Annotated in this window: 19 protein-coding genes and 1 pseudogene; 14 read left to right on the top strand and 6 right to left on the bottom strand. The window is 65.3% G+C overall.

Annotated elements, in window-relative coordinates:
* Positions 1 to 95: 95 nt before the first annotated feature.
* The 4 genes from U5805_RS12945 (at position 96) to U5805_RS12930 (ending at position 3,027) form a co-directional block, all read left to right on the top strand.
* On the top strand, positions 96 to 824 hold the full coding sequence (locus U5805_RS12945; protein WP_322103870.1) for a glutamine amidotransferase: 729 nt from the start codon (positions 96 to 98) through the stop codon (positions 822 to 824).
* A 67-nt stretch (positions 825 to 891) separates the two neighbouring features.
* Entirely contained in the window at positions 892 to 1,122 is a 231-nt protein-coding gene (locus U5805_RS12940; RefSeq protein WP_322103869.1) for a hypothetical protein, read from the top strand.
* Positions 1,119 to 2,231: an NADH:flavin oxidoreductase/NADH oxidase gene (locus U5805_RS12935; protein WP_322103868.1), complete on the top strand. Its 1,113-nt coding sequence runs from the start codon at positions 1,119 to 1,121 to the stop codon at positions 2,229 to 2,231. Before U5805_RS12940 ends, U5805_RS12935 begins: the two co-directional genes overlap by 4 nt.
* A 259-nt stretch (positions 2,232 to 2,490) precedes the next feature.
* Positions 2,491 to 3,027, top strand: coding sequence for an SET domain-containing protein (locus U5805_RS12930; protein ID WP_322103867.1), 537 nt, complete (start codon positions 2,491 to 2,493; stop codon positions 3,025 to 3,027).
* Between the two features lie 103 nt (positions 3,028 to 3,130).
* Here U5805_RS12930 and U5805_RS12925 read toward each other — a convergent pair whose 3' ends face one another.
* The 4 genes and pseudogenes from U5805_RS12925 to phhA form a co-directional block, all read right to left on the bottom strand.
* On the bottom strand, positions 3,131 to 4,669 hold the full coding sequence (locus U5805_RS12925; protein ID WP_322103866.1) for a sensor histidine kinase: 1,539 nt from the start codon (positions 4,667 to 4,669) through the stop codon (positions 3,131 to 3,133).
* Between the two features lie 319 nt (positions 4,670 to 4,988).
* Positions 4,989 to 5,675, bottom strand: coding sequence for a response regulator transcription factor (locus U5805_RS12920; protein WP_091999860.1), 687 nt, complete (start codon positions 5,673 to 5,675; stop codon positions 4,989 to 4,991).
* A gap of 419 nt (positions 5,676 to 6,094) precedes the next feature.
* Positions 6,095 to 6,394, bottom strand: a complete 300-nt coding sequence (locus U5805_RS12915; RefSeq protein ID WP_322103865.1) for a 4a-hydroxytetrahydrobiopterin dehydratase — start codon at positions 6,392 to 6,394, stop codon at positions 6,095 to 6,097.
* A gap of 136 nt (positions 6,395 to 6,530) precedes the next feature.
* Positions 6,531 to 7,374: pseudogene (phhA, locus tag U5805_RS12910) on the bottom strand (phenylalanine 4-monooxygenase).
* Positions 7,375 to 7,517: 143 nt separating this feature from the next.
* Here phhA and U5805_RS12905 point away from each other — a divergent pair.
* Complete coding sequence (locus tag U5805_RS12905; RefSeq protein ID WP_028203286.1) at positions 7,518 to 8,009, top strand: Lrp/AsnC family transcriptional regulator; 492 nt, start codon at positions 7,518 to 7,520, stop codon at positions 8,007 to 8,009.
* Between the two features lie 89 nt (positions 8,010 to 8,098).
* Here the strand turns inward: U5805_RS12905 and U5805_RS12900 are convergent, their stop codons facing one another.
* Positions 8,099 to 8,629, bottom strand: coding sequence for a class IV adenylate cyclase (locus tag U5805_RS12900; RefSeq protein WP_322103864.1), 531 nt, complete (start codon positions 8,627 to 8,629; stop codon positions 8,099 to 8,101).
* A 289-nt stretch (positions 8,630 to 8,918) separates the two neighbouring features.
* Positions 8,919 to 9,803, bottom strand: coding sequence for a LysR family transcriptional regulator (locus tag U5805_RS12895; protein ID WP_322103863.1), 885 nt, complete (start codon positions 9,801 to 9,803; stop codon positions 8,919 to 8,921).
* A 120-nt stretch (positions 9,804 to 9,923) separates the two neighbouring features.
* On the opposite strand from U5805_RS12895, the gene U5805_RS12890 reads away from it, so the two are divergent.
* From U5805_RS12890 to U5805_RS12850, 9 genes are all read left to right on the top strand, one after another.
* On the top strand, positions 9,924 to 11,447 hold the full coding sequence (locus U5805_RS12890; RefSeq protein ID WP_322103862.1) for a CoA-acylating methylmalonate-semialdehyde dehydrogenase: 1,524 nt from the start codon (positions 9,924 to 9,926) through the stop codon (positions 11,445 to 11,447).
* Between the two features lie 198 nt (positions 11,448 to 11,645).
* Positions 11,646 to 13,340, top strand: coding sequence for a GMC family oxidoreductase (locus U5805_RS12885; protein WP_322103861.1), 1,695 nt, complete (start codon positions 11,646 to 11,648; stop codon positions 13,338 to 13,340).
* Positions 13,341 to 13,683: 343 nt separating this feature from the next.
* Complete coding sequence (locus U5805_RS12880; protein ID WP_322103860.1) at positions 13,684 to 14,463, top strand: ABC transporter ATP-binding protein; 780 nt, start codon at positions 13,684 to 13,686, stop codon at positions 14,461 to 14,463.
* Positions 14,460 to 15,239, top strand: coding sequence for an ABC transporter ATP-binding protein (locus U5805_RS12875; RefSeq protein WP_322103859.1), 780 nt, complete (start codon positions 14,460 to 14,462; stop codon positions 15,237 to 15,239). Before U5805_RS12880 ends, U5805_RS12875 begins: the two co-directional genes overlap by 4 nt.
* Before the next feature lie 106 nt (positions 15,240 to 15,345).
* Entirely contained in the window at positions 15,346 to 16,563 is a 1,218-nt protein-coding gene (locus U5805_RS12870; RefSeq protein ID WP_322103858.1) for an ABC transporter substrate-binding protein, read from the top strand.
* 120 nt (positions 16,564 to 16,683) lie between these two features.
* A complete protein-coding gene (locus tag U5805_RS12865) occupies positions 16,684 to 17,568 on the top strand; it encodes a branched-chain amino acid ABC transporter permease (protein ID WP_322103857.1) in 885 nt (294 codons plus the stop codon).
* Complete coding sequence (locus tag U5805_RS12860; RefSeq protein ID WP_322103972.1) at positions 17,568 to 18,539, top strand: branched-chain amino acid ABC transporter permease; 972 nt, start codon at positions 17,568 to 17,570, stop codon at positions 18,537 to 18,539. The genes U5805_RS12865 and U5805_RS12860 overlap by 1 nt, the downstream gene beginning before the upstream one ends.
* Before the next feature lie 295 nt (positions 18,540 to 18,834).
* Positions 18,835 to 19,173, top strand: a complete 339-nt coding sequence (locus U5805_RS12855) for a hypothetical protein (protein WP_322103856.1) — start codon at positions 18,835 to 18,837, stop codon at positions 19,171 to 19,173.
* 103 nt (positions 19,174 to 19,276) lie between these two features.
* A complete protein-coding gene (locus U5805_RS12850) occupies positions 19,277 to 20,422 on the top strand; it encodes an ABC transporter substrate-binding protein (protein ID WP_415914590.1) in 1,146 nt (381 codons plus the stop codon).
* The last annotated feature ends 367 nt before the right edge of the window (positions 20,423 to 20,789 follow it).

Genomic DNA, 20,789 nt, shown 5'->3' with positions numbered 1-20,789 from the left:
CCATCGCCCGTGCCGTGCGCCGCGCGCGGCAACTCCCGTTTTCTGCACGCGCCGCCCGCGCGCGTGGCATCTTCCGCCGATCCAGGAAATTGCCGATGAATCGCGAAGTATTGGCCGTTCGCCATGTCTATTTCGAGGACCTCGGCAGCTTCGAGCGCGTGCTCGGCGACCGCGGGCGCCCCGTGCGTTACGTGGATGTCGGCTTTGCGCGCATCGGTGCGCTCAATCCGTTGTCGGCCTCGCTGATGGTGATTCTCGGCGGGCCGATCAACGCCGTGGACGACGCGCGCTATCCCACGCTCGCGCCGCTCGCCGGCATGATCGAAAAGCGCATCGCGGCCGGTTTGCCCACGCTCGGCATCTGTCTCGGCGCGCAACTCATCGCGCGCGTGCTGGGCGCGCGCGTGTATGCGGGGCCGCGGCCCGAAATCGGCTGGACGCCGCTCACGCTCACGCCGGCCGGCCGCGCCTCGCCGCTCGCGCATCTCGACGCGGCGTCGACCTCGATGCTGCATTGGCACGGCGACACCTTCGATCTGCCCGACGGCGCCACGCGGCTCGCGTCCACCGCGCTGTGCGAGAACCAGGCGTTCGCGTGGGGCGAGAACGTACTCGGTCTGCAATGTCATCCCGAAGTGCGCGCCGACCGCTTCGAGCCCTGGCTCATCGGCCATGCGAGCGAGATCGTTTCGGCGGGCGTGGACGTGAATGCGTTGCGCGCCGACACCGCGCGCCACGGTCCGCAACTCGAAGCGCAGGCGAGCCGCATGTTCGGCGAATGGCTCGATACCGTCGATGCACGGATGGCCGCGCGCCAGCCTTGACCACGGCTTGACGCAAGCCTCGGCGTTGGCGTCGAAGTCGGCCTCTGAGTGCGCCTCGAAGTCGGCCTTGAAGTCGGCCTCGAACTTCGCGTCCAAGTCGGCTCGATACGGAATTGATGCCGCATTGATGCCGGCTCGATCCCGCCTGGCGCTTGAACGCGAGCGCCCGCGCCGCGCGGCAAAAACCCACGCCGGACCGAACGGAATCGCCGCGAGCGCGCGAAGCGCCTTCAAGCGCGCGAAAAACACGCGTGCTATTCTCGGACGCTTTAATTCACCGCGCGTGGACCTTTCATGAGCAAGCTTTTCACTCCGCTCGAACTCCGTGGCATGACGCTCGCCAATCGCATCGTCGTTTCGCCGATGTGCCAATACTCCGCCGAGCGCGGCGAAGCCACCGACTGGCACATGATCCATCTCGGCCACCTCGCGCTCTCGGGCGCGGCCATGCTGTGCATCGAGGCGACCGCCGTGGAGCCCGACGGCCGCATCACGCCCGGCGATCTGGGCCTGTGGGACGACGCGACCGAAGCCGCGCTCAAGCCCGTGATCGAAGCGATCCGCCGTCATTCGCCCATTCGCGTCGCCATGCAAATCTCGCACGCGGGCCGCAAGGCATCGAGCCACGTGCCTTGGGAAGGCGGTCAACTGATTCCCGTTGCCGAAGGCGGCTGGCTGCCGCACGCGCCTTCGGCACTGCCGCACAAGGACGACGAAACGCCGCCGCTCGCGCTCGACACGGCGGGCCTGAATCGCGTGCGCGACGCGTTCGTGGCCACGGCGCGGCGCGCCGCGCGTCTCGGTATCGACGCCATCGAACTGCATGCGGCGCACGGCTATCTGCTGCATCAATTCCTCTCGCCGATCGCGAACCAGCGCACCGACGAATACGGCGGCTCGCGCGAAAATCGCATGCGTTTCCCGCTCGAAGTGTTCGACGCCGTGCGCGCCGAATTCCCGGCCGACCGTCCCGTGGGCGTGCGCGTGTCGGCCACGGACTGGGTGGAAGGCGGCTGGACGCCGGACGACACGGTGGCCTTCGCGCAGGAACTCGAGCGTCGCGGCGCGGACTGGATCGACATCTCGTCGGGCGGCGTTTCGCCGTTGCAGAAGATCGCGCTCGGGCCCGGCTATCAAGTGCAGTTCGCGCGCAAGGTGAAGGCCGAAACCGGTTTGCCGACGATGGCCGTGGGCCTCATCACCGAAGCGTTGCAGGCCGAGCAGATTCTCGAAGACGGCGACGCCGACATGATCGCGATGGCGCGCGCGATGCTCTACGATCCGCGCTGGCCGTGGCACGCGGCGGCGCAACTGGGCGCGACCGTGAAGGCGCCGCCGCAGTATTGGCGCTCGCAGCCGCGCGACCAGAAGAACCTGTTCGGCGAAACGACGCTCGGGCAACGCTGAGACCCGCGCCGCGCGCCCGGAAGGCTGGCGCGGCGCACGGGTTGAACGAAGCCCGCGCGAGCGTGTACGATGCCATGTGGCGCGCGGGGCGCGGCATTCGCAACGAACTTTGCGGCGCGGCGAATGCGGCGCGCCTTCGCGGCAACGCCATTAGACCGTCACGCGAATCGACATCGAGCGGCACAAGACGGCTGAGAATGACCGGGGCGCGAAAGCGTTGCCGGGGCACTTTCCCCGCAGGACTTCACAAGGATTCTCAATGAGCGGACGCAGGATCGTCGTGCGCCAGTCGGGCGTGCACGGCAAGGGCGTGTTTGCGGCGGCGCCCATCGGCGCGGGCGAGCGGTTGATCGAATACAAGGGCGAGCGCATCTCGTGGAAGGAAGCGCTGCGCCGTCATCCGCATAACCCCGACGAACCGAATCACACGTTCTACTTCGCGCTCGAAGAAGGCGACGTGATCGACGGCAAGGTGAACGGCAACAGCGCGCGCTGGATCAACCATTCGTGCGCGCCGAACTGCGAAGCGGAAGAAATCGACGGCCACGTCTACATTCACGCGCTGCACGACATCGCGCAAGGCGAGGAGTTGTTCTACGACTACGGCCTCGTGATCGACGCGAAGCAGACCAGGAAGCTCAAGCGCGAATACGAATGCCGCTGCGGCGCGCGCAAGTGCCGCGGCACGATGCTCGCGCCGCCCGAAAAAGAGAAAAGCGAGAAAGCCGCCAAAAGTACAAAGAGCGCAAAGAGCGCGAAAGGCGCAAAGAGCGCAAAGAGTAAAAAGAAGAAGTGAGCGCGGGGTTTGCCGCGCGATAGCGTAACGACAGCACAAACGGAAAGGGCCGCGGCGGCCCTTTTTCATTGCGGCGTGCTTTGCGCGTCTTGCGATTCGTGCGTCAATCCACGCTTGCCTGGTGTGCCGGGTCGGTCGCGTCGTGCGCGGCTTGCACCGGTTGCGCGCGCGCCGTTTCCGCGCCTTTCGCGTAAGCGTCCTTGCGCGCGGGCGGCACCCGGTTCTCGAGCGGCACGCGCGCGATGAAGCGCGCGCCGCCTTCGGCCGCGTCCTCGTAATGCACGCTGCCGCGATGCAGCGCCATGATGTCGTGAACGATCGCGAGGCCGAGACCCGCGCCGCTGTCCACGCCGCTTTCGCTCTGGCCGTCGCCGCGGAAGAAGCGCTTGAAGAGATCGGCTTGCTGACCGTGCGGCACGCCGCGCCCGTTGTCCTCCACGACGATCTCGGCCATCGGCACGCCATCCACGAACGTTTGCGAAACCGTGAGCGTGATGCGCCCGCCGTTCTCGCGCACGGGCGGCAAATACTTGAGCGCGTTGTCGAGCAGATTGGCGATCACCTCGTGCAGCAGCACGGGATTGCCGCGCGCCATGAGCGGCGTGTCGTTCTCGGGGTCGTCGAGCCGCTGGAAACCCAGGTCGACGTGACTCGCGAGCGCGCGCGGCACCCACTCGGCGCCCGTTTCGAACGCGAGCGCGGCCATGTCGATATCGACGAAACGCGCCGCCTGCTCGCCCGGTTCCGCGCGCGCGAGCGAAAGCAGTTGATTGGAAAGCCGCACCGCGCGGTCGGCGGCGGCGCGCAATTCGCGCACGGCGTCGTTGACCTTTTGCGGCTCGCGCGCGTTCACCGCCTGTTCGGCGTGCAGTTTCACGGCCGTGAGCGGCGTGCGCAACTGATGGGCGGCGTCGGCGATGAACTTGCGCTGGCCTTCGAGCGCGGTCTTCAGGCGCCCCAGCAGCGCGTTGAGCGCGCCCGTGAGCGGCCGGATTTCGACCGGCACGTAGGTTTCGTCGACGGGTTCGAGCGAGGTGTGCGTCTGCCGGTTGAGCGAATCGGCGAGCGCCGTGAGCGGGTTGAGCTGCTGGTTGACCACGCGCCACACGATCACCCAGCCCGCGAGCAGCAGCAGCAGGAGCGGCATCATGATCGCGACGAGAAATTCGGCCGCGATGCGAAAGCGGTGATGCACGGGCTGGCCCACTTCCACGACGATGGGGTTGCCCGTGGGCTGCGGCACGCGCACCTGCGCGACGCGCACGCTCACGCCCTTGTAGACGGTCTCGAACACGTACGCATAGTGCATGCGGCGCACGTTGCTGCCTTGCAGCGGCAGGTCGTGGTCGCCGGCGATTTCGGTGTCGCCGTTGCTGATGCGGTAGATGAGATGCTCCACCGGATCGGAGAACATGGCCTGCGCGAGCGGCGGCACGCTTTCGGGCGCGTCGGCCCCGGAGATCTGGATTTGCCGCGAAATGGCGGTGGCGAGGTCCGCAAGCGAGCGGTCGACCACGTGCTGCGTGTATTGCCACGCGAGCCAGTAGGCGATCAGGCCGCTCATGAGCGCGAGCAGCGACAAAGGGGCGGCAAGGCGCCGCAGCAGCGTGCGCCGCAGACTCGTTGCGGCCGGTTGAGACATGATGGCGACGGGCGGTTTCAGGCGACGATGAACGGGGACGCATCGCGCGCGGTGGCTCGCGGTGGCTAAGCGCCGCCGCGCGGACGCGATGCGCGTCGAGCCATTGTACGCGGGCCGCGCGGGCCGTGCGCAAGCGACTCGCAAGCGGCTCGAAAGCGCGCGGCCTCAGGCGCGCGCGCCGGCGCACACGGCAACGTTATCCGGCGCACACGGCAACGTTATCCGGCGCACACGGCAACGTTATCCGGCGCACCGCGGCTGCGGAATTCGCGCGGGGCCACGTTGAACGCCCGCTGAACGCGCCGTGCGGGCGCGCGAATCAGGCGGCCTGGCGAATTTCCTGCAACAGGTAGCCGAAGCCGCGCACCGTGACGATTTCCACGCGGCAGCTTTCGAGCTTTTTGCGCACGCGGTGTACGTAGACTTCGATCGCGGTGTCGCCGAGATCGCCGCCGAAATGCGTGAGGTGATCTTGCAGTTGCGCCTTGCTCACCACGCGGCCATGACGCAGCAGCAGCATTTCGAGCACGGCGAATTCGCGCGGCGAGAGTTCGAGCGGCTTGTCGTCGTTGAAGATGCGGCGATCGACACCCGACAGGCGCACGCCGCCGAGCGAGACTTCGGGGCGCGGCACGTCGCCGTGCGGCCCGCTGCGGCGCATGACGGCGCGAATGCGCGCTTCGAGTTCGGCCGGCTCGAACGGCTTGAGCATGTAGTCGTCGGCGCCCGAATTGAGGCCCTGGACGCGGTCGTTCAGTTCGTCGCGCGCGGTCAGCACGATCACGGGCGTGTGCCGGTTGCTCTGGCGAAAGCGCGACAGCAGCGTCATGCCGTCGATGCCCGGCAAGCCGAGGTCGAGGATCACGAGCTCATGGCGGTTTTGCGTGAGAGCCTGTTCGGCGAAGATGCCGTCGTGGACCATGTCGACCGTGAAGCCGGCTTGTTCGAGGCTGGACTGGATACCGCGTGCGATGGGGCGGTCGTCTTCGATCAGAAGGAGTCGCATGGGATTCGCTCAAGTACAAAAGGTTTAGCATTCAGGCAGGCAGTTCGCGAAGCGTCGCTCGCAATATGAAACAGCGCAGATGCACAGCGACTGAGCGGCGCCGCGTGCGGCAGTTGCACGATCACGATCCACATGTCCGATATTTCGATCATCGAACCCGAAGCCGCGATCGCTCTGGCGCAACCGCCCGGCTTCGAGCGACGATGAACTCACGTACTGGCCGGAGCGCGCTCCGGGCCATATGCGTCGCTGATTGTACAGCGTAGAAAGGCCATCACGCCGGAAGGTTTGGACACCTTTTGGCCAGCGAGCGCCATGCTGCGCCGCAGTCTTACATGTCCCTTAAAAAGAGCCTCCAGACCTGAAGGTTTGGAATCCTTATGCTTTGCATTCGGCTTTCACGGCGAGGCCGCGAACGCTCAAGGCGCGATCGAATCAATGAAGCGCGCGAGTTCCACGTCGCGCGCGGTGAGGCCGTTGGCTTCGTGCGTCGAAAGCGTGATCTCCACGCGGTTGTAGACGTTGAACCACTCGGGATGGTGGTTCATTTCCTGGGCCTTGATCGCCACGCGCGTCATGAAGCCGAACGCCGCGTTGAAGTCGGCGAATTCGAGCTGGCGCTGGATCGCGTCGCGGCCCGCCACGGCTTGCCAGCCGCGCAGTTCGGCGAGCTGCTGGGCGCGCTCCTCGGACGTGAGTCGGTTGATCCGGTTGGTCATTTGAGTACCTCCATTGAGCGGGAAAAAGCGGCGGGCCGCATTGGCCGCGCGCGCCAGGACGGCATGGCCGATTTTTTCACGGATGCGCGCGGCGTGCGCGGCGCGCGGTTCGCATCACGCGCGCATCACACGCGCATCACACGTCGCCTTCGGCGAGCCAGCCTTCGCGCGTGCCGCGCGTGCAGCAGCGCCGCCGGTTCGGCCAGCCGCGAAGCGATGCCGGCGCCGAGCGCATCGAATAGCTGTGCGAACGAATCGATCACGAAGTAGGTTTTCTGAAACGTGTCGATGCGATAGCGCGTTTGCAGCACGCGGTCGAGATCGAACGCGAGCCGGTTGGGCGACGCGCTTTCCACGCTGTAAAGCGTTTCGCCTTGGCTCGAAACGATGCCCGCGCCGTAGATCTTCACGCCGTCGAGCGCCTTCGAGTCGCGCATCAGGCCGAACTCCACCGTGTACCCATAGAGGCGCGCGAGCAGCGGGAGCGCGTGCTCGTCCACGGCGAGCGCGGCGCGGCCGTAGGCGTGGATCGCGTCGGCGAAAACGGGGTCGGTCAGCAGCGGCACGTGGCCGAACAGATCGTGAAAGCAGTCCGGCTCTTGCAGATAGTCGAGCTGGTCGGGGCGGCGCATCCACCACGTCACGGGAAAGCGGCGGTTGGCGAGGTGCTCGAAGAAGATGAGGTCGGGCACGAGGCCCGGCACGGCGACGATGCGCCAGCCCGTGGCGGCCGTCAAGCGCGCGCTCACCTCGTCGAACGAAGGCACCTGCGCGACGTTCAGGCCGATGCGCAGCGCGCCGTCGATGAACGCTTCGCACGCGCGGCCTTCCAGCAGCGCGCGCTGGCGAAGGTAGAGCAGGTTTCAGACGGCGTGATCGGCCGCGCCGTAGCCCTCGTACGGCTGGTCGATCGTGAAATCGGGACGGGTGACGAGACCCGCGTCGAATTGCTCCTGAAGCTTCGCGGTTGCGGCGGCCATGCGGGTGTTGCTTCACTCGGTAAGCTTGCTCGAGCTTGCAAGTCTAGAGCGTGTGCGGCGCGGTATGTGCGCGTTCTCAGGAGTAAAAGGCGACAACGTGCGATAATCGCGCATATCAATGCCATTCAATGCAAGTTTCCATCATGCTCGAACTCGATCACTTCGATCTAGCGCTGCTCGACGTGCTTCAGCGCTTCGGCCGCGCCACGCATCAGCAGCTTGGCGAGCAGGTTCCGCTCTCGCCCTCGCAGATCGGCCGGCGCCTGCAACGGCTGGAGGCGTCGGGCGTGATCGACGGATATCGCGTGGTATTGCGGCCGGAAAAGCTCGGGCTGGGCGTGACGGCGTTCACGAGCCTCAAGCTCAAGCATCACGGCGATTCGATCATCGAGCAGTTCCAGCAGCAGATCGACGTGCTGCCCGAAGTGCTCGAGTGTCACGCGGTGGTGGGCGACGCCGATTACCTGCTGCGCATCGTTGCGCCCGATCTGAACGCGCTGTCCACCTTCGTCATGAAGAAGCTCATGCGCGTGCCCGGCGTGGACAGCGTGCGCTCGAACATCGTGCTCACCACGTTCAAGCGCAATGGGCCGCTGCCGCTCGGGCACCTGGAGCCGGGCGCGCCGGCGGCTTGAGTGTGCGCCGAAGCCGCTTCGAGCCGGCGTCGAGCGATCCGGCGCGGCGCCAAGCGGTATCGGGTGGCTTCAGGCGGTATGGGGCGGCTTCAGGCGGCGTTCGCGTTCGCCGTATTGAGCAGATCCACATACGCGACCGAAACAAGGTCGCTTTCCGGCACGCCGAGCCTGGCGAACATCTCGTGCGCTTCGGCTTCGCCGCCTTGCTCGTCGTCCTCGGGGCCGAGCACGACTTCCAGCTCGACGAAATCGCCGAGACCGTCCACGCGATCGAGGTGAATGCGCGTGCGCCCCGCGAGATACACGTGACGCTCCTTCGAGACGATGCCGCGCGTGGTGAGCGCCGTGGCGAGCAGCGAGTGCATCGCTTCGGCGTTGGTCACGGGGCTGCGCGTGTAGTACGAGGCTTTCGGGCCGTCGCGGTCGTCGCGCTGATAGAAAATCAGCTCGGGCGGCGTGCCGTCGTCGAACTGGCGCAGTTTCAGGCGTCCGCGCGGCACGTCGTAGAAGAAGTCCTGCTGGCGAAAGATCAGCGGCGCGTCGGGCGCAAGCTGGGCGGCACGTTCGCGCAACGCGTCGAATTGACGGGCGCGGGCTTTGATTTCGATGTTGCGGGCCATGCAAGCTCCTGTGGCACGAGGAAACCGTTGGAAGAGGCACGCGTTCGGCGTGAGACGTTGGAAAGAGCGGATGGAAAAGCGGTTGGGGAACGCAGGCGTAAAGCGCGATAAGGCGCGATGAAACGCGATGCAGCGCAATGAAGCGCGAGTTCGAAATCGGCACGCCATCGGCATGACGAAAACACGCGGCGAAGTCCCAATCTAGCAAATCTCGCGTGACAGCGCTGTTACACGGTCATGCGGGTTTCGGCCGATTGCGGCGCAAGCGCGGCGCCGTCATGAGCGCGGCTCATATCGCCCATTGCGTTTCGATGGCCTTGAGCGCCGCGGCGATCACGGGTTCGTCGCGGCGCGCGGCCAGCGTGACGAAGGTGAGTTCGGTCGGCACGGTCACGCCTTCCACGATGGTGAGCGCATGCGCGTGCGCCTCCGCGATGGCAATCGCGTCGCGCGCGAGCGAGAGGCCCACGCCCGACTTCACGAGATCGAGCATCGACGGTTCCTGGTCGACTTCGGCCACTTTCACGGGCTTGGCGTGCGCGGCCTCGAAAAGCGTCGTGAGCAGACGATTGTGCGCGGAGGCGGGCGGCGTCCAGATCCACGGCAGCGCCGCGAGCGAGCGCCAGTCGCGCGCGCCCTTCACGCGGTCTTTCCAGCCGGCGGGCGCCAGCACGCGGTACTGAAAGCGCGTGAGCGTGAGCGCGTGGAACGCGTCGCCGGGCGCGGGCTGGCCGATGTAATAACCGACATCCAGTTCGCGCGAGCGCAGTTGATCGAGCACCCAGCCCGACATGCCGTGGCGCAGCGCGGTTTCGATCTGCGGCCAGGTTTCCACGAGTTCGTGCAGAAAGCCGCCGAGCCGCAGAAACGCCGGGTCCAGAATCGTGCCGATGCGCAAGCGCCCGCGCACTTCATGCCGCAGCGCAGCAGCGGCGCGCTGCACGTCGCCCGCGGCATTGAGCGCGCGTTCGGCATGCGGCAGCAGCGCCTGGCCGTCGCGCGTGAGCGCGAGCCCGTGGGACGTGCGCGTAAACAGCGTCACGCCCAGCGTTTCCTGCAAATGCTTGATCTGCAAGCTCACGGCCGGCTGCGTGAGATGCAGATGTGTGGCCGCGCGCGTGAGATTGCCTTCGCGCGCGACCGTGACGAAAGCGCGGAGCAAGGTCAGGTCCATGCGCTGATATTAAACCGCCTTATAACGCAGTTGAGCATTAATCATTGGATCGCGCGCGCGCCCCGCGCTTACGCTATGGGTCCGAAGCTGCATACAGATTCCTCCACGAAAGAGGCACACATGGGCGAGACACACCGAAGCGAGGCGGAACTCCGCACGCTCACGCATTTCATCGACGGCAAGCCGGTCGCGGGCACGAGCGAACGGTACGGCGACGTTTTCAATCCCGCGTTCGGCAACGTCGCCGCGCGCGTGCCGCTCGCGAGCGTGGCCGAAGTCGACGCGGCCGTGGCCGCCGCGCAGGCCGCCTGCGCGGCGTGGGCCGAAACGCCGCCCATCAAGCGTGCGCGCATTCTCTTCAAGTTCAAGGATCTGCTCGACCAGCATCACGACGAACTGGCCGAACTCATCACGCGCGAGCACGGCAAGGTGTTCTCCGACGCGAAGGGCGAGGTGATGCGCGGCATCGAAGTGGTCGAATTCGCGTGCGGCATTCCGAACCTGCTCAAGACCGATTTCACCGATCAGATCGGCGGCGGCATCGACAACTGGAATTTGCGCCAGCCGCTCGGCGTGGTCGCGGGCATCACGCCGTTCAATTTTCCGATGATGGTGCCGTGCTGGATGTTTCCAGTCGCGCTCGCGTGCGGCAACACGTTCGTGCTGAAGCCTTCGGAGCGCGATCCTTCGGCTTCGCTGCGGCTCGCGGAACTGCTCAAGGAAGCGGGCTTGCCCGACGGCGTGTTCAACGTCGTTCACGGCGACAAGACGGCGGTCGACGCGCTGCTCGCGCATCCCGACGTCGCCGCGCTTTCGTTCGTGGGTTCCACGCCGATCGCCGAATACATCTACACGGAAGGCACGAAGCACGGCAAGCGCGTGCAGGCGCTGGGCGGCGCGAAGAATCATCTCGTGGTGATGCCCGACGCCGATCTCGATCAGGCCGTGGATGCGTTGATCGGCGCGGCGTATGGATCGGCGGGCGAGCGCTGCATGGCGATTTCGGTCGCGGTGGCCGTGGGCCATATCGCCGACGAACTGATCGAGCGCCTCGCGCCGCGCGTGAAGGCGCTACAGATCGGCAGCGGCATGGACGGCGCTTCGGAAATGGGGCCGCTTGTCACGGGTGCGCACCGGGCGAAAGTCGAAGGCTATATCGAGGCTGGCGTGAAGGCGGGCGCGAAGCTCGTGGTCGACGGGCGCGGCCATCGCGTGCAAGGTCACGAGAACGGCTTCTTCCTCGGCGGCACGCTGTTCGATAACGTCGCGACCGACATGACCATCTACAAGGAAGAGATTTTCGGGCCGGTGCTCTCGGTCGTGCGCGTGCCGGATTTCGCCACGGCGGTCGACCTCGTCAATGCGCACGAATTCGGCAACGGCGTGTCGTGCTTCACGTCGGACGGCGGCGTGGCGCGCGCGTTCTCGCGCCAGATCAAGGTGGGCATGGTGGGCATCAACGTGCCGATTCCGGTGCCGATGGCGTGGCATTCGTTCGGCGGCTGGAAGCGTTCGCTGTTCGGCGATCATCACGCTTACGGCGAGGAAGGCGTGCGGTTCTACACGCGCTACAAGAGCATCATGCAGCGCTGGCCCGACAGCATCGCAAAGGGCGCGGAATTCACGATGCCGGTGGCGAAGTGAGATGAAGTGCCGGCGGCATTGTTAGGTGTTCGAAATATGCGAGGCATGGGGCCGGAGTAAGGCGCTGAAGCGCCAACTCCGATCGACAGCTTTGCATGGGACCGGAGTAAGCGCTAAAGCGCCAACTCCGGTCGACAGCTCTGCATGGGATCGGAGTAAGGCGCTAAAGCGCCAACTCCGGTCGACAGGAGACAGATCATGAGCGTGGATGCGCCCCAACGACGCCTGGAAGGCGAATTCGATTACGTGATCGTCGGCGCCGGCTCCGCTGGCTGCGTGCTCGCCAACCGGCTGACGCAAGACGCCGACATTTCCGTGCTGCTCATCGAAGCCGGCGGCAAGGACGACTATCACTGGATTCACATTCCAGTCGGCTATTTGTACTGCATCGGCAATCCGCGCACGGACTGGCTCTACAAAACCGCCGCCGAAAAAGGCCTGAACGGCCGCGCGCTCTCCTACCCGCGCGGGCGCGTGCTGGGCGGCTCGTCGTCGATCAACGGCATGATCTACATGCGCGGCCAACGCGAGGACTACGACGGCTGGGCGCGCGCAACAGGCGACTCGGGCTGGTCGTGGGACAGCGTGCTGCCCGTATTTCGCCGCAGCGAGGATCACCACGGCGGCGCCAGCGAATTTCACGGCGCGGGCGGCGAATGGCGCGTCGAAAAACAACGCCTCAAGTGGCAGATTCTCGAATCGTTCGCCCACGCCGCGCAGGAACAAGGCATTGCGGCCACCGACGATTTCAATCGCGGCGACAACAGCGGCGTCGGCTACTTCGAAGTGAACCAGAAGCGCGGCGTGCGCTGGAACGCGTCGAAGGCGTTCCTGCGCGAGGCGATGAAACGGCCCAACCTCACCGTCGTGACCGGCGCGCACACCGAGCGCGTGATCTTCGAAGGCAAGCGCTGCGTGGGCGTCGAATATCGCGGCGACGTGCCCTACGTCGCGCGCGCGCGTTGCGAGGTGATCCTGTGCGCGGGCGCCGTGAATTCGCCGCAGTTGCTGGAGCTTTCCGGCGTCGGCGCGGGCGAGCGGCTCGCGCGGCTCGGCATCGGCGTTGTGCAGGATTTGCGCGGCGTAGGTGAGAATCTTCAGGATCACTTACAACTTCGCATGGCGTATCGCGTGAACGGCGTGCGCACGCTCAACACGGCATCGGCGCATTGGTGGGGCAAGCTGATGATCGGCGTGCAGTACGCGCTGATGCAAAGCGGGCCGATGTCCATGGCGCCTTCGCAACTGGGCGCGTTCGCGAAGTCGAATCCCGACGACCCCGAACTCACGCGGCCCGACCTCGAATATCACGTCCAGCCGCTCTCGCTCGACCGCTTCGGCGAGCCGCTGCATCGCTTCAACGCGTTCACGGCTTCAGTGTGCAATTTGCGGCCGACCTCGCGCGGCAGCATTCACGCGGTTTCCGCCGATCCAAAGGCGGCGCCCGCGATCGCGCCCAATTATCTGTCCACCGACCACGATCTGAACGTGGCCGCGCATTCGTTGAGGCTCACGCGGCGCATCGCGGCTTCGGCGGCGCTCGCGCGTTACGAGCCGCACGAAATCCTGCCGGGGCTCGCGTATCAAACCGACGAGGAATTGCGCGAGGCGGCGGGCACGATCGGCACGACGATCTTTCATCCCGTGGGCACTTGCCGCATGGGCCGTGCCGACGACCCCGACGCGGTCGTCGACGCGCGCTTGCGCGTGCGCGGCGTGGCGGGCCTGCGCGTGGTGGACGCGTCGATCATGCCCACCATCACCTCGGGCAACACGAATTCGCCCACGTTGATGATCGCCGAGCGCGCCGCCGAAATGCTGCGCGCCGACCGCCGCGCGGGCGCGCAAGCGAGCGTGGAGGCTCGCCCAGCCGCGACGTTGACGACGGCGTGATGCGGGCGCAATGGAAAACGCGCGCAAGGCGTTTGCGCGCGTGCTTTTGCACATCTGTCACATTCGCGATGCGTGGCGCATCTTCGCGCAATGTGCGCGTATTTTGGGCGAACGTAGCGGCAAACGCGCGCCGGACGACAACGAAACCGCGTTATCGCGATTAAGTGCAAATCCCAATGATTGCGCTGCATCATTGGCGCGACAATGCAGTGAAAACAATGCAGGCAGCGCGTGCTATGCGCGCAGCGGGAGGCGCGCCGGACCGTCCGCGCCGGACCTCAGCGTGCGAGATCCGCACGTTCGCAGGTCTTCAGTGGTACGCCTTACTTCCGTGGAAGGGGACATGATTCTCGGCGACACGATTCTGGAGACGCGCGGCCTCACGAAACAGTTCAAGGGCTTCACGGCCGTGAACGGCGTGAACCTGCGCGTGTGCCGCGGCTCGATTCACGCGCTCATCGGACCGAACGGCGCGGGCAAGACCACCTGCTTCAATCTGCTGACCAAGTTCCTCGTGCCCAGCGCGGGGCGCATCGTCTTCAACGGCATCGACATCACCAGCGAGCGGCCCGCGCAAATCGCGCGGCGCGGCATCATTCGCTCGTTCCAGATTTCGGCTGTGTTTCCGCATCTCAGCGCGTTGCAGAACGTGCGCATCGGTTTGCAGCGCTCGCTCGGCACCGCCTATCACTTCTGGAAAAGCGAGCGCACGCTCGCCGAACTCGACGACCGCGCGATGGACCTGCTCACGCAAGTGGGCCTCACCGATTTCGCCGACGTGCCGACCGTCGAACTCGCCTACGGCCGCAAGCGCGCGCTCGAAATCGCCACCACGCTCGCGATGGAACCCGAACTCATGCTGCTCGACGAACCCACGCAGGGCATGGGGCACGAGGACGTGGACCGCGTGACGGCGCTCATCAAGAAGGTGTCGGCGGGACGCACGATCCTCATGGTCGAACACAACATGAATGTGATCGCCGGTATCTCGGACACCATCACCGTGCTTCAGCGCGGCGAAGTGCTGGCCGAAGGCAGCTACGCGGAAGTGTCGAAGAATCCGCTCGTGGCCGAAGCCTATATGGGCAGCGCGGACGCGGCGCTCGCGGGAGCGCACGCATGAACACCGTGACGGAACAGGAAACGGCCGCCGCCGCGGGCGCCGCCGGCGTACAGAACGCGCTGGAGATCGCCGGGCTGCAAAGCTGGTACGGCGAGTCGCATATCCTGCATGGCGTCGATCTGAGCGTCGCGCGCGGCGAAGTCGTCACGCTGCTCGGGCGCAACGGGGCGGGGCGCACCACCACGTTGCGCGCGATCATGGGCCTCACCGGGCGGCGCACGGGCTCGATTCGCGTGGGCGGGCGCGAAACCATCCAGATGCCCACCTATCGCATCGCGCATTGCGGCGTGGGCTATTGCCCGGAAGAGCGCGGCATTTTCGCGAGCCTCTCGTGCGAGGAAAACCTGCTGCTGCCGCCCGCCATCGGCATGAAAGGCAAGCCGGGCGAGGCCCGCGCGCAAGGCATGTCGCTCGACGAAATCTACGCGATGTTTCCGAATCTCGCGGAACGGCGTCATAGCCCCGGCACGCGCCTGTCGGGCGGCGAGCAGCAAATGCTGGCCGTCGCGCGCATTTTGCGCACCGGCGCGAATCTGCTGCTGCTCGACGAGATTTCCGAAGGTCTCGCGCCCGTGATCGTGCAAACGCTCGCGCGCATGATCGTCACGCTCAAGGCGCGCGGCTACACGATCGTCATGGTCGAGCAGAATTTCCGCTTCGCCGCGCCGCTCGCGGACCGTTTCTATGTGATGGAGCACGGGCGCATCGTCGAGCATTTCGGCACGGCCGAACTCGAAAGCAAGATGCCGGTGCTGCACGATCTGCTGGGCGTCTAGGTTCCAGACCGGTTTTGTCGCGCGACGGGCGGTTGCCGCGCGTCGCGCTTTGCCTGAGTCAGTTCATGAAGTGTTCCTGAATAACAACGCAACCAAGGAGACTGCAATGAAGAAAACCACGTTTGCGCGGCTCGCGGCGCTTTTCGCCGCGACGGCGGCCGCCACGGCGCTCTGCGCGGGGAATGCGCAAGCCGCCGACAACGCGGTGAAGATCGGCTTCATCACCGACATGTCGGGTCTTTATGCCGATGACGACGGCCAGGGCGGTCTCACGGCCATCAAGATGGCGATCGCCGACTTCGGCGGCAAGGTGAACGGCAAGCCGATCGAGATCATGTACGCCGACCACCAGAACAAGGCCGATATCGCGGCTTCCAAGGCGCGCGAATGGATCGACCGCGACGGGCTCGACTTGCTGCTCGGCGGCACGAACTCGGCCACGGCGCTCTCGATGAATCAGGTCGCGCAGGAAAAGAAGCGCGTGTATTTCAACATGGGAGCGGGCACCGACGCGCTCACCAACGAGCAATGTACGCCGTACACGGTCCACTACGGCTACGACACCGTCGCGCTCGCCAAGGGCACCGGTCTCGCCGTCGTGAAGCAGGGCGGCAAGAGCTGGTTCTTCCTCACGGCCGACTATGCGTTCGGCAAGTCGCTCGAAAAGAACACGGCGGACGTCGTGAAGGCGAACGGCGGCCAGGTGCTGGGCGAAGTGCGGCATCCGCTTTCGGCTTCGGACTTCTCGTCGTTCCTGTTGCAGGCGCAGGCTTCGAAGGCGCAGGTGCTGGGCCTTGCCAACGCGGGCGGCGACTCGGTCAACGCGATCAAGGCGGCCAAGGAATTCGGCATCACCAAGACGATGAAGATCGCCGCGCTGCTGATGTTCCTGCCCGACGTGAAGAGTCTCGGGCTCGACACCACGCAGGGTCTCGTGCTGACGACCGGCTGGTACTGGGACCAGAACGACGCGGCGCGCAAGTGGGCGCAGCGCTACTACGAGCAGACGAAGAAGATGCCGTCCGAGCTTCAGGCCGCTGACTACTCGGCGGTGACGGACTATCTGAAGGCGGTGCAGGCCGTCGGCTCGACAGACGCCGACAAGGTGATGGCGCAGTTGAAGAAGACGAAGATCAACGACTTCTACACGAGCAACGGCTATATCCGCCAGGACGGCGTGCTGATCCACGACATGTATCTGGTCGAGGTGAAGAAGCCGTCGGAGTCGAAGGGGCCGTGGGATCTCTACAAGGTCGTGCAGACGATTCCGGGCGAGCAGGCGTACACGACGAAGGCGGAGTCGAAGTGCGCGCTGTGGAAGTAAGCGCGCGCCGGTGAGGTAAAGGTGGCATGCGGCGCCTCGCGCGAGCGGTTTCGCGCATGGCGCCGCATGCGTGTGTAGTCCGTAAACAATGCCTTAACGGTGCCTTTAGGGGCGGCTTTCATGACGATCTTTGGCATTCCGCTTCCGGCAATGCTGAGCCAGTTGTTGCTCGGGCTCGTGAACGGCTCGTTCTATGCGATCCTGAGCCTCGGCCTCGCGGTGATCTTCGGCATGCTCAACGTGATCAACTTCGCGCACGGCGCGTTGTTCATGCTGGGCGCCATGCTTACGTGGATGGGTCTCGCCTATTTCGATCTGCCTTACTGGGTGATGATTTTCGTCGCGCCGCTCGTGGTCGGGCTGATCGGCGTGGCGATCGAGCGCTCGATGCTGCGCTGGCTGTACCGGCTCGATCATTTGTACGGACTCCTGCTGACTTTCGGCCTGACGCTCGTGGTCGAAGGCGTGTTTCGCTCGATCTACGGCGCTTCGGGGCAGCCATACGACGTGCCCGATCTGCTTGCGGGCGCAACCAATCTCGGCTTCATGTATCTGCCGAACTATCGCGCGTGGGTCGTGGTGGCGTCGCTCGCGGTGTGCTTCGCCACGTGGTTCGTGATCGAGAAAACCCGGCTGGGCGCGTATCTGCGCGCGGGCACGGAGAACCCCAAGCTCGTCGAGGCGTTCGGCATCAACGTGCCGCTCATGATCACGCTCACCTACGGCTTCGGCGTGGCGCTCGCGGCGTTCGCGGGCGTGCTGGCCGCGCCGGTGATCCAGGTGTCGCCGCTCATGGGACAGCCGATGATCATCACCGTGTTCGCCGTGGTCGTGATCGGCGGCATGGGCTCGATCATGGGCTCGATTCTCACCGGGCTGCTGCTCGGCGTGATCGAAGGCTTCACTCGCGTGTTCTGGCCCGAGGCGTCGGCGACCGTGGTGTTCGTCATCATGGCGATCGTGCTGTTGATTCGCCCCGCTGGCCTCTTCGGCAAGGAACGATGATGCAAAGAAAAGCGCTCTACGCATTGCTGCTGATCGGCCTGATCGCCGGACCGTTCGCGGGCTTGTATCCGCTGTTCGTGATGAAGGTGCTGTGCTTCGCGCTGTTCGCCGCGGCGTTCAATCTGCTGATCGGCTACACGGGGCTGCTCTCGTTCGGCCACGCCATGTTTCTCGCGAGCGCGGGCTACACCACCGGCTACGCGGTTCAGTCGCTCGGCTTCACGCCGGAGCTGGGCGTGCTCGCGGGCACGGCGGTGGCCACCTTGCTCGGGTTGATCGTCGGCATTTTCGCGATCCGCCGCCAGGGCATCTACTTCGCGATGGTCACGCTCGCGCTTGCGCAAATGGTCTACTTCGTGTTCCTGCAAGCGCCGTTCACGCACGGCGAGGACGGCCTGCAAGGCGTGCCGCGCGGCAAGCTGTTCGGCGTGCTGCCGCTCGATTCCGATGTCTCGCTCTATTACGTCGTGCTCGTGGTGATGGTGCTGGCGTTTGCGTTGATCGTGCGCATCGTGCATTCGCCGTTCGGCCAGGTGCTGGTGGCGATCAAGGAGAACGAGCCGCGCGCGATCTCGCTCGGCTACGATACCGACCGCTTCAAGCTGCTTGCGTTCGTGCTTTCGGCCGGACTCGCGGGGCTCGCGGGATCGCTCAAGGTGCTGGTGCTCGGCTTCGAAACGCTCGGCGACGCCTACTGGACGATGTCGGGCCTCGTGATCCTGATGACGCTCGTGGGCGGTATGGGCACGTTGTTCGGGCCGCTGCTGGGCGCGGCGCTGATCGTCGCGCTCGAGGACCGGCTCGGCGACATCGGCACGGCGCTCGCGGGCGCGACGGGCGTGGACTGGTTCCGTTCGCTCGGCGAGTCGGCGACCATCGTCACGGGGCTGATTTTCATTGCGTGCGTGTTGGCGTTCCGGCGCGGCATCGTCGGCGAAATCGTCGCGCGGGTGCGGCCGCTGCGCGCCTGAGTGTGCCTGGGTGCGCCTGAGTGTGCGCTGAAGAATCGCCATCCGGGCGGCGGGAACGCGCTGCGCCGGGTTAGAATAGCCAGCCCTTGCGCATGTACGGACGCGCCCCGTCATGCGGCAATCGTCCGGGAAAGCGCCCCAATCCGGTGCCGCACTGCACCACTAGGGTAAATGCTAGTTGCCGCTGTAAGGGTCGAAGTTTAAAGTTGCACCTAGTTCTGATGCACCGAATTTGCAGGTGGAGAACGAGGAGACAACTGAGGCACAAAGTGCCCGGACAAGGAAGCGCTGTTGGATGGGAATCCAACAGCGCTTTTTATATTTCTGCGCGCGTTTTCCGATTATCTTTTGTTCGGCGCTTTACGCGCCGCATTCGGCGTCATTCACGCTTGGTCCCACGCGTCCCGCTGCCTTCCCCGAATTACGCAATTCGCGGCAAAAATCGCCGGTTGCCCCGCCCATCAAGCGTTTTCGCGTTACGCGTTTTAATCGCGCCATGGTCGCTATTGTAAGCGTATGGAAAGCGCTTGCTATTCGAACAGGCGCGCCGCTACACTCGCCATTCACCGACCACGCGGTCAGCAATTTTGCGTTGATTTCCCGCAAGCGATTATCGCGTTCGCGCTGCTTTTAAAGCGGCGAATGAAAAGCGTTGCCGGGGAAATGCGCGCCACGAATCCGCAGTAATAAGTAAAACGATTATCGAAGGAGTGGGCATGCAGGGGATTTGGCGTTGGATGGGGGCGGTGTGTGCCGCGACCGGAGTGCTCGCGGCAACGGCTAGCGGCGCCTATGCGGACGTGAAGATCGGCGTGACGCTTTCGGCCACCGGCCCGGCGGCTTCGCTCGGCATTCCTGAAAAGAATACCGTGGCGCTGCTGCCGAAGACGATCGCCGGGCAGCAAGTCGATTACATCGTGCTCGACGACGCCACCGATTCCACGCAGGCCGTGAAGAACGCGCGCAAGCTCACGAGCGAAGATCACGTGGACGCCATTATCGGCTCGACGGTCGTGCCCAACTCGCTCGCGATGATCGACGTCGCCGCCGAAACCGGCACGCCGATGATTTCGATGGCCGCGGCGGCCGCGATTGTCGAACCCATGGACGCGAAGCGCGCGTGGGTCTTCAAGACCCCGCAAAACGATCAGTTGATGGCCGGGGCGATCGCGCAGCACATGGCCGCGCACGGCGTGAAAACGGTGGCCTTCATCGGCTTTTCGGACGCATACGGCGAGAGCTGGTACAAGGAGTTCGGCGCGGCGGCCGCGAAGGCCCATATCAAGATCGTCGCGAACGAGCGCTTTGCGCGCAACGACGCCTCGGTCACGGGCCAGGTGCTCAAGATGATCTCGCAGCATCCCGACGCCGTGCTGATCGCGGGTGCGGGCACGCCGGCCGCGCTGCCGCAAAAGACGCTGCGCGAGCGCGGCTACGCGGGCAAGTTCTATCAAACGCACGGCGTCGCCAACAACGACTTCCTGCGCGTGTGCGGCAAGGATTGCGAGGGCACGTATCTGCCCGCGGGCCCGCTGCTCGTCGCCGACCAATTGCCCGATTCGAATCCCGTCAAGCAGTCGGCGCTCGCCTACAAGGCCGCCTACGAAAAAGCCTACGGCGCAGGCTCCATTTCGACGTTCGGCGGCCACGCGTGGGACGCGGGCCTGTTGCTCCAGCATGCGATTCCCGTCGCGCTGAAGGCCGGCCAGCCCGGCACCAAAGCGTTCCGCGACGCATTGCGCGCCGCGCTCGAAAACGCGCGCGACGTGGCGGGCGCGCACGGCATTTTCAACATGAGCGCGAACGACCATGCGGGCCTCGATCAGCGGGCGCGCGTGATGGTGGAAATCGTCGGCGGCAAGTGGAAGCTTGCGGGCGATTGAGCGCATCTTGAGGCGCACACGGCACAAGCAAAAGGCACGCTCGACCGAGGTGCCTTTTTTGTTGCCGGCGCAACGAACCGGCGCGCGGGCAAACGCGCGGGAGCCGGGCGGCAGCGGTATCGGCATTAAAGAGCAGCATTAAGGCGCCGCATTAGAGCGCCGCATTGACTCGCAGCGGCAACGAGCAACAGCAACGAGCAACAGCAACGGGCAGCAGCAAGGCAGTCGATATAAGCGGATCGCGCGCGTGGCTTGTGCAGTGCCGCAGGCAGGGAAAACCATGCGTCACACGCGCGATGCCGGTTACTACACTCAAAGGCCTGCGCCGGTTTTTACGAATATCGTAGCGATCGGCGGCGGACTTACT

Origin of the sequence: Paraburkholderia sp. J41, assembly GCF_905220235.1 — a bacterium.
GTDB lineage: Bacteria > Pseudomonadota > Gammaproteobacteria > Burkholderiales > Burkholderiaceae > Paraburkholderia.
This window is presented reverse-complemented; position numbering and strand designations above follow the sequence as displayed.

Excerpts from the sequence above, each read along its gene's own strand:
- U5805_RS12945 (WP_322103870.1), top strand. The coding sequence starts at position 96 with ATGAATCGCGAAGTATTGGCCGTTCGCCATGTCTATTTCGAGGACCTC.
- U5805_RS12935 (WP_322103868.1), top strand. The coding sequence starts at position 1,119 with ATGAGCAAGCTTTTCACTCCGCTCGAACTCCGTGGCATGACGCTCGCC.
- U5805_RS12930 (WP_322103867.1), top strand. The coding sequence starts at position 2,491 with ATGAGCGGACGCAGGATCGTCGTGCGCCAGTCGGGCGTGCACGGCAAG.
- U5805_RS12925 (WP_322103866.1), bottom strand. The coding sequence starts at position 4,669 with ATGTCTCAACCGGCCGCAACGAGTCTGCGGCGCACGCTGCTGCGGCGC.
- U5805_RS12920 (WP_091999860.1), bottom strand. The coding sequence starts at position 5,675 with ATGCGACTCCTTCTGATCGAAGACGACCGCCCCATCGCACGCGGTATC.
- U5805_RS12915 (WP_322103865.1), bottom strand. The coding sequence starts at position 6,394 with ATGACCAACCGGATCAACCGACTCACGTCCGAGGAGCGCGCCCAGCAG.
- U5805_RS12905 (WP_028203286.1), top strand. The coding sequence starts at position 7,518 with ATGCTCGAACTCGATCACTTCGATCTAGCGCTGCTCGACGTGCTTCAG.
- U5805_RS12900 (WP_322103864.1), bottom strand. The coding sequence starts at position 8,629 with ATGGCCCGCAACATCGAAATCAAAGCCCGCGCCCGTCAATTCGACGCG.
- U5805_RS12895 (WP_322103863.1), bottom strand. The coding sequence starts at position 9,803 with ATGGACCTGACCTTGCTCCGCGCTTTCGTCACGGTCGCGCGCGAAGGC.
- U5805_RS12890 (WP_322103862.1), top strand. The coding sequence starts at position 9,924 with ATGGGCGAGACACACCGAAGCGAGGCGGAACTCCGCACGCTCACGCAT.
- U5805_RS12885 (WP_322103861.1), top strand. The coding sequence starts at position 11,646 with ATGAGCGTGGATGCGCCCCAACGACGCCTGGAAGGCGAATTCGATTAC.
- U5805_RS12880 (WP_322103860.1), top strand. The coding sequence starts at position 13,684 with ATGATTCTCGGCGACACGATTCTGGAGACGCGCGGCCTCACGAAACAG.
- U5805_RS12875 (WP_322103859.1), top strand. The coding sequence starts at position 14,460 with ATGAACACCGTGACGGAACAGGAAACGGCCGCCGCCGCGGGCGCCGCC.
- U5805_RS12870 (WP_322103858.1), top strand. The coding sequence starts at position 15,346 with ATGAAGAAAACCACGTTTGCGCGGCTCGCGGCGCTTTTCGCCGCGACG.
- U5805_RS12865 (WP_322103857.1), top strand. The coding sequence starts at position 16,684 with ATGACGATCTTTGGCATTCCGCTTCCGGCAATGCTGAGCCAGTTGTTG.
- U5805_RS12860 (WP_322103972.1), top strand. The coding sequence starts at position 17,568 with ATGCAAAGAAAAGCGCTCTACGCATTGCTGCTGATCGGCCTGATCGCC.
- U5805_RS12855 (WP_322103856.1), top strand. The coding sequence starts at position 18,835 with ATGGGAATCCAACAGCGCTTTTTATATTTCTGCGCGCGTTTTCCGATT.
- U5805_RS12850 (WP_415914590.1), top strand. The coding sequence starts at position 19,277 with ATGGGGGCGGTGTGTGCCGCGACCGGAGTGCTCGCGGCAACGGCTAGC.